General features: G+C 68.6%; 6 protein-coding genes. 2 read left to right on the forward strand and 4 right to left on the reverse strand.

The features are described 5' to 3' along the window. The 4 genes from ACNAYW_RS24415 to ACNAYW_RS24430 all read right to left on the reverse strand — a co-directional run. Nucleotides 1–1,794: hypothetical protein (locus ACNAYW_RS24415; protein ID WP_415852190.1), on the reverse strand; the 1,794-nt coding region annotated here is incomplete at its 3' end. A 38-nt stretch (nt 1,795–1,832) separates the two neighbouring features. Continuing rightward, nucleotides 1,833–2,507 carry a hypothetical protein gene (locus ACNAYW_RS24420; protein WP_415852191.1) on the reverse strand — a complete coding sequence of 225 codons (675 nt, stop codon included), beginning with the start codon at nt 2,505–2,507 and terminating at the stop codon, nt 1,833–1,835. After that, nucleotides 2,504–3,247, reverse strand: coding sequence for a hypothetical protein (locus ACNAYW_RS24425; protein ID WP_415852192.1), 744 nt, complete (start codon nt 3,245–3,247; stop codon nt 2,504–2,506). Before ACNAYW_RS24425 ends, ACNAYW_RS24420 begins: the two co-directional genes overlap by 4 nt. A gap of 5 nt (nt 3,248–3,252) precedes the next feature. Then, nucleotides 3,253–3,498, reverse strand: coding sequence for a hypothetical protein (locus tag ACNAYW_RS24430; RefSeq protein ID WP_415852193.1), 246 nt, complete (start codon nt 3,496–3,498; stop codon nt 3,253–3,255). A 544-nt stretch (nt 3,499–4,042) separates the two neighbouring features. On the opposite strand from ACNAYW_RS24430, the gene ACNAYW_RS24435 reads away from it, so the two are divergent. Together ACNAYW_RS24435 and ACNAYW_RS24440 are read left to right on the forward strand one after the other, a co-directional pair. After that, nucleotides 4,043–4,303, forward strand: coding sequence for a hypothetical protein (locus ACNAYW_RS24435; protein WP_415852194.1), 261 nt, complete (start codon nt 4,043–4,045; stop codon nt 4,301–4,303). An 84-nt stretch (nt 4,304–4,387) separates the two neighbouring features. Continuing rightward, entirely contained in the window at nt 4,388–7,306 is a 2,919-nt protein-coding gene (locus ACNAYW_RS24440) for a bifunctional DNA primase/polymerase (protein WP_415852195.1), read from the forward strand. Nucleotides 7,307–7,764: the final 458 nt, after the last annotated feature.

A 7,764-nucleotide genomic window follows, 5' to 3' on the forward strand; every position in this document is an offset into this window, starting at 1 on the left:
GGTCGGGGGGATGAACGGTGCAGGGGTGGGAGTGGGCTCGGGCTCGGCCCGCTCGACGCCCGCCGACGTAATCCGCCAGGCGGACGCGGACGACGCGGGAGCAGCAGCGGGCTCGGGCTCGACGGGCTTGCGCACCGTCGAGGGCTTGATCAGGTCAGCGGGCGAGGGGTCCGCCACGGCGGGTGACATGGCGGTGGCGAGACCGAACCGCGCCGCCTGACTCGGCACGGGCTTGGCGTCTTTCAGCCACCGCGCGATGTCGATGGGGGCGACGTAGAACGACTGCACGGCGGACAATCCCTTGCCCTCCACCTCCATCACCGCGCGACCTTTCTGCGCCGTCGTGATCGCCGTGGGGGTGGGATCGCCGTCGCCGATGGTGGGCAGGATTGTGGTCGCCTGCGCGCCCGTGGACACGTTGAAGGCCAGGCGGAGAGCCGCGTTGTCGCGGATCACTGTCGGGATGCTGTTCGCGTCGGGCTTCTGCGTGGTGAGGATGCAGATCACCCCTGCCGAGCGCCCCTTCTGGATCAGCGTCCTCACGTTCTTCCTGATCTGCGAGACCACGGCCTTCTCGTCCTTTTCCAGGCCGGAATCGTCGAGGTACGTCTGGCACTCGTCGATCACGCAGATGATCGGGTACACGCCCGCCGCCTCGCGGACGGCGGGGGCGACGTTCCAGAAGTTGCTCTCCCCGCCGAACAGGGCGGGCATCTGATCCACCCTCGCGCGCATGAGCGAGACCAGCTCGTCGGTGTCCGCGAGGACGGGCTCAAGGTCGCCGCTGCGGTCGAAGACGACGGCGATGGGCTCCAACACGGACAGGTCGTGCCCCGCCTTCCCGTCGTGGATGCGCAGCTCGACGTGGCCCGCCATGCCCGCGAACGCGGGCATCATGCTGGCGGTCTTGCCGCTGCCTGGGACACCTCCGACGACCATCCCAGCGTTGTTGTGCCACGGGATGACGGCGGGCTCGCCCACGGAGGTGAGCCCGAGCGTGGACGAGTTGGAGGTCCAGTCGTATGCGACGGGCTCGGTGCGGGAGAAGCTCTGCGAGGCAAAGGCATCGACATCGTGCCAGCTCAATTCCGCGTGCCCCACGGTGAGCTGGCGCACGGTGAGCTGCGGGGCGTCCAGGAGGCTGCGCAGACCAGGCATCGCCTTCTCCCACATGGGCAGCGTCTGGCCGTCGATCATGCGCAGCGCCACGCTGATCCCGTCCCGCTCGGCTTTGATCCCGACGATGGTGGGCACGTCGATGAGCACGCCCTCGGGGGTGGGGGTGCGCCGTCCGAGGCCCGCGTGCAGCCACAGGTCCACGGCGGTGTCCATGTCGTACTCGGCCATGATCACCGCAGCCCTGCGACGGAGCCACTCTGGCAACATCGCGTACTCGTGCAGTCCAGGGGCGGCGGGCTGGCCGTCGAGACCGATGCGAGCGATGGTGGCCGCACGGGGCGGCTGGCGGATGACCTCGCGCTCGGCGAGCTGCTGCTCGTACTCCTGCTGCGCCTGGGCCATCTGCTGCTCCATCGCCTTGCGCTCCACGCGTCCCGCGTGGATGACGAAGTTTCGGCCCTCGCGGCGCAGCTCCCAGACGTGCTCATACCCGCCGATGGAACCGAGGATCAGGTCGCTGAGCTTGTCCACCAGCTTCATGTCGGCGCGGCCCCCGCGCACGGGCGCGAGCCACACGGTCGCGGTGTCCCGCTGCGTGATCGCGCGGATGCAGTACAGAGCGTCGCCGTAGCGCTCCTCGCGGAGGCGCTTGTTGATGCGGCTGCGGGCGGACATGGTGATCGGGTCTCCTCTCGGGGTGGGTCGCGGGGCCGTCAGGCCCAGGGGTTGTTGGGGGTGTCGTGGGGCGTGTCGAAGGCGTCGTAGTCCGTGCGCGAGTCGTACATCGGCGCAGGTGCGGGCGCTGGCTGCTGCCACGCAGCACCCTGGCGATGCACCGCGCGGGCGCGGCGACGACCTGCGAAAGCGCCCCAGATCACGAGGGCGGGGAGACCGAGCACGCACAGTGCGCCGAGCGCGAGCTGGACGAAGCCGACCAGGGCGGAGCCGATCCCGCTGCTGCTGCTCGATGCCTGCGGGGCAGGGGTGGCGGTCGCGGCGGTCGGGGCCGAGGTCACGGTGGGGATCGGGGTGCCGCTCGCAGCGGCTTCGATCATGTCGTCGGCGCACCCCGCCAGCCGCTCAGGATCGGGGGTGGACGACGCTGAGTCGCGCCCGCAGTCGAAGACGTATCCGCCCCGCGCGGATACGTGTGTTTCGCAGCGGTCCTGCGCGCCCGAGGAGGGCAGCGGGCTGTTCTGCTCCTCGCGCATACACGCCACGTAATCCTCGTGCGCGCGGCGCATCTGGTCGCGCGCGGCGGCAGTCGCCTGGGCCGATGTTGCGGCGGGGTCGGGTCCGAGCGCGCCCCCATCCCCGCACCCCGCGAGCGCGGGCGCGGCCAGGGCGGCGAGCAGGGAGGCGGCGGCAATCTGCTTGCGCGCGTTCACTTTCCCGTCACCTTCTCGACGTAGGCGAGCGCGAGCCCGCACGCCTCGGAGGCATCGGGAGCGGGGGTCGCGCGCTCGGCCTCGACCACGCAGCGTGCGGGGAGGGTGCGGCGCGCGGTGTCGCGGGAGCCGCAGTACATCTCGTAGTCGGCGGGGGTCGCCGATCCGCGTAGGTCATCGCAGATTTCGCGTGCTTGCGCGTAGTACGTGATCGTCCGCTTGCCCGTCGCGACGACCTTGGTGGCGTTGATGGGGAGCACGCCACGCTCGTCCAGGGCGTGAAACAGGTCGGCGACGGTCATCGTGGCGGTCGGATCGTCGTGCAGGGGCACAGGTGTGGTGGGCACAGTCGCGGGGGCGGCGGTCGCGGTCGCGGGGGCAGCCGAGGGACGAGCCGAACCGCGCAGGGCGGCGGCACATTTCTCCACGTCAGCGGGCACGTCGGGGCTTCCGCTGATGCACGGGGTTGGGAGCGTGTCTATCATCCCGCTCGCGCGGCTGCACTGCACGGGGTCCACGGCGTTGCCCGCTGAGGGCGCGTTGCCGCAGCGGTCGTGGGCGTAGCGGAACTCGCGCATGACCTGGGCCGCGTAGCCCGTGTCCATGGGCGTGCTCGCGGGGATGGTCGAGAACGCGGGCGCGGGGCTGGTGGACGGTCCCCCGTCCGCTGGCCCGCACGCGGTCAGGGCGAGCGCGAGGCCCGTCCCGACCACGACGGTGCCGAATGTCTTGGCGTACATGGCGATCAGCGCACCTTCCGAAGCTCAGCCTTGAGCGCGTCGAGGCGGGCGATGGCGCGGGTGACGTTGATTTCCGCCTCCATACCCGACTCGGCGGGGACGAACGTTCCGCCGAAAACAGGGTCCACGGAGGCGGTTTCGTTTCCGAACTCGTCGGTGCTGGGGCTCGCGGCGGACCAGATGTGCGAAGCGAGGTCGGGACCGAGCTGCTCTTCCAGCTCGGACTTGGTGGCGAAGCGGCGGAGGCTCATGGTGTGTCTGTTTCCTGTCTTGATGGGCGGTCTGTGTGATCACGCCGTTGTTGTGTGTCAGTAACAATGTATGCCTGATCGAACGGGTGTGCAACCATAAAATCCCTGTTCAGACCCATCACACGCGCTCGGGCGTGGCGCAGCGTGTCGTACAGATGTACTAACGAACACCTTGGATCGTCCACACCCTCTATCCGAGATTCGGGCGGGCAGGGGCGGCGACGTGGGCGGATGGGGTCACGGGCGCTATCTGGGAATTGGGCGGGGTCGGGGCGGGGGTTAGGACGGTCCCCTCGTGTCTGAGAAAAGTGCGTGAATTGCGCTGGGGGAGTAGGTGACACAGCGGTGTGTCGAGGGATTGTCGCGTGTGGTTGCGTGTGGTAAGAATGGTTGTAGCGCGAGTCCGTCGCGTTGCTCCACCGCCGACGCGAAAGGCGAGTCCCATCCGCGAGGATGGGGCGCACTGGATCGCTGCGCCACCCGCACGGACAGGGTTGCTGCGCAGGAGCCCCAGGTCTGATCCCACCGACCTTGGAGGCACTCCATGACCGCACTCACCGTTACCCCCATCGAGCCGCCCGTCATCAATGGCGTAGTGGCTCAGCGTGTCCCGCTCCGCGTCGCCGCCCCGCTCATGGGCACCGACGTACGCGCGATCCGACACATGATCAAGCGCGGGTGGCTGCCCGCCACCCGCATCGGGCAGGTGCTCTACGTGAGCATCGCCGACCTCAATCGGCTGGGGCAACCCGCCGCGCCCTCGACGAACACCGAAGCCGCGCAGGAAGAGTCCTGCGCGGCTTAGTCGCGTTCACCTACCCCAGATACGGGAAAAGCCGCCCACCACGGCGGCTTTGAAATCCCGTTCCCCCTCTGCAAAAGGAACACCATGAACGATAGCACCACCCCCGATAACGGCACCACCCCCGAGCGCGACCCCCTGTGGGACACCATCGTCCGCCTGGTGGAGACGATGGAGCTGTCCGTGCTCCTGGTCAACCACCTGACCAAGGAGCCAGCTGACTACCGCCCCTCGAAGATGCAGAACGAGGACGACCGCGCCTACCGCGCTGCGCAACAGAAGGCGGGCAACCCACAGTGGGCGAAGCTGGAAGCTCCACGCGGCGTCCACTTGGCAACCCGCGACCTCGACCGCCTGCGGGTTTACCTGGACCGCTACCGCGCGGCGCACAAGGACGATGACCCGAACCTGGCCGTGCGCGTCGATCCCGAGCGCATGGTCGTCCTCGACGCCGACAACGCGGAAGGCGTCGCTCTCGTCCGCGAGCGCTGGGGCTTGGAGCCCACCGTGATGAGCCCAGGCGCGAAAGTGAAGGGCGAGTGGATTCACAAGGGCGGCGCGCACTTCTGGCTGCGGGTCGGCAGCACACCGCTCCCGCGCGAGTTCCCCGCTATCACGCTTGACGACCCGCGCGGACCCTTGCCCGAGGACGCCACGGACGAGGTGAAGCACGAGGCGGGCCTGCGCGCCGTGGACCTCGTGGTGCGCGACCGCTACGTGCTGGTGCCCCCGAGCCGCCGCGCTGAGGGTGAGTACGTCTGGGGCGAAGGCGGGCTACAGGACATGCCTCGCGGGATCAAGAACGAGCTGCTCGATAAGTCGATGCGCCGTGCGCAGGAGCGTGAGCGCCGCGAGGCGATCCGCGCAGAGCGCGAGGCATCGGGCGAGGTGAGCGACCTGGACCAGTGGAGCCAGGACACCGACTGGGAGACGCTCCTGGGCGACCTGCGATGGATCGACACGGGGCGGCGGGACAGCTGTGGGTGTGCGGTGTGGACGGCACCTGGCGGGCGCGCTCACCCCAAGAGCGCCACGGCGCACGACGAGTCGTGCCTCCGCCCCGACGTGGATGCCACGTACGGCGGACCGCTGATGGTGTGGACCACGGGCGTGCCCGAGGGGATGGAGAGCGTCTGGCGCGGCCCAGGGCGCTACACGAAGGCCCAGGTGGTCTCTAGCGCGTCGGGGAAGCCGTTCGGGGACTGGTGCCGCACACAGGGCTTCGCACGGCCCTCCGAGGGCGGTGACGTGAGCCGCATGATCCTGGGGTCCGCGCCTACGTCGGCCCCCACGGCGGTTCCTGCGGGGGCCGCTGAGGGCGACGACACGGTGGCACCCGTGGTGCCGCTGCGGGCGGTGCCCGACGCGCCCGCCGATGACGACGAGAGCGAGGACGAGGCCGTGGATGCGGTGCCCGATGACCTGACCGACGAGGAGCGCGAGTTCCTGGCGCTCGTCGATGCCGCCGACGCCGCGATGGACGCCGCGATGGACTACGTGCCCGTCGCGGACCCCAGCGACGCGCCCACCACGGCTCGTGTGGCGAAGGGGGCTCCGATCCCCGCGACGGTGTGGCAGTCCGCCACTCCCGAGCAGCGCGCCGACATGGTGGCGATGTGGGGGCGTGTGCACCGCCAGGGCTTCAATCCCGACGACACGGAGCTGTACCCGAAGGGGTTCCACAGCTCGCCCGAGCTGCTGCGGGCGATCTGCGATTACAGCGACCGCACGCGGGCGATCTTCCACGCTGCGCGGGATCGCAACGCACACCCCGTGATGCTCCTCCTCCTGGCGCTCGCGCGTACGGCGCTGAGCATCCCCACAGACCTGCTGTGGGACGAACTGAGCGGCGGGGCGCTCTACGTCGCCTCGGTGGGCAAGTCAGGCACGGGTAAGGGGCTCAGCAGCACACCCCGCTACCTGCCGTGGGGCGCGGTCGTGCAGGACGTGCACTGGGCGGATCGCGGTTGGACAGTGCCCGACGTGGACGGTGCCAGCACCGAGCTGGGCTCGGGCCAGGTGATGGTGGACCTCCTGATGGAGGAGTTCGAGAACGAGGCGGACGGCGAGAAGGACTGGCGTATGCGTGAGCACCCGATCCTCATGCTGATGATCGACGAGATGATTTCGCTGCTGACGGCGGGGGCGCAAGGCGGCGCACAGCACTTCCCCACGATCATGTCCGCGTATAGCGGCAAGCCTGTGGGCACCCCGACGCGCGGCGGCGGCACGAAGCGGCGCACAAACGGACCTCACACCGTGTGCCTGTTCGGAGGTATCCAGCCGGGTGCGTCCGAGCCGCTTCTCAAGAGCCGCGTTTTCGGTCTAATCAACCGCATGATCGTGGGCGCGGTGACGGACCCGTACGCGCTCGTGGGCGCACCCGCGCTCGCTGACCCGCGCCGTGCGGACGGTACGTTCCCCGCGCCCCCGCAGGTCGTGATCCCGAAGACCTTCCGTGGCATCGTGTGGTGCCCGTCGGTGGAGGTCACGGCGAAGGCGCACAAGGTGACGATGAAGTCCGATGCGACGGGCGAGCTGGACCCCGAGTCACAGTTGTTCCTCGCGCGCAAGCGTCTCGCCGTCATGTTCGCGGTGATGCACGGGGGTCTCGAAGTGACTGAGGAAATCTGGGCTGTGACGGGCTACATCTTCGAGTACGTGCGACGGTCGCGGGCGTACTGCGAGGCAGCGATGATTTCGGGACGCAACGAGGAGGCGCACGTGGAAGGTACCCGCCTCGCAGAGGTGGATAGGGCACGCGAGGGGACAAAGGAGCAGCGCTCGAATGATCGCTGGGAATCCGCGCGGGACTACGTGATTAAGCGCGGCAATAAGGGGGCTTTCCACAGCACCCTCAAGAAGCGCATGAACGGAGCGCCCGAGCTGGTCGCGGCGGACATGCGCGCCGTGTGGCGACGGTTCGAGGCGGACCCCGAGTTCACGGTGCTCAGCAGCAAGGTCACGTACGTCGGGGCGTGGAACCCCAACGCGAAGTCCTCGTAGTCCGCAGCGCGTGCGAGTGCCCCGTCCAGCCAGCCTGGGCGGGGCACTTCTATGTCCAGGGGGCGCGCTCACGGTGGATTTCACCGTAGACACAGCGGTGAGGCTGGATCGGGGCTGAAACGGGCAGTTGGGCGTCGGATAGTTGGGCGTGCCCAACACCCTCTGACCTGGGGTTATGTGCCGACTTGGGCGTGTTGGGCGTTGTTGGGCGTATCCGTCGAATCTGAGGGTCACAGCGGGGGAGGGGGTCTCTTAATATGCTTGTGATTATGTTTGTTCTAGTACATATATAGACCTCCTTCCCGCCCCGCTGTGACACCCCAGAATTGGGCNGATACGCCCAACAACGCCCAACACGCCCAANTGGCGACATCGTTGCAGGTCAGAGCATGTTGGGCGACGCCCAACAAAACACGCCCAACAGAGCGGTTTGGGCGTCGATCCACGCCCAAATACCC

The sequence above is a fragment of the Tsukamurella ocularis genome, assembly GCF_965138335.1.
GTDB lineage: Bacteria > Actinomycetota > Actinomycetes > Mycobacteriales > Mycobacteriaceae > Tsukamurella > Tsukamurella ocularis_A.

What these genes read in the sequence shown, in the direction of transcription:
- ACNAYW_RS24425 (WP_415852192.1), bottom strand. Translation starts at nt 3,247, where the DNA reads ATGTACGCCAAGACATTCGGCACCGTCGTGGTCGGGACGGGCCTCGCG.
- ACNAYW_RS24430 (WP_415852193.1), bottom strand. Translation starts at nt 3,498, where the DNA reads ATGAGCCTCCGCCGCTTCGCCACCAAGTCCGAGCTGGAAGAGCAGCTC.
- ACNAYW_RS24435 (WP_415852194.1), top strand. Translation starts at nt 4,043, where the DNA reads ATGACCGCACTCACCGTTACCCCCATCGAGCCGCCCGTCATCAATGGC.
- ACNAYW_RS24440 (WP_415852195.1), top strand. Translation starts at nt 4,388, where the DNA reads ATGAACGATAGCACCACCCCCGATAACGGCACCACCCCCGAGCGCGAC.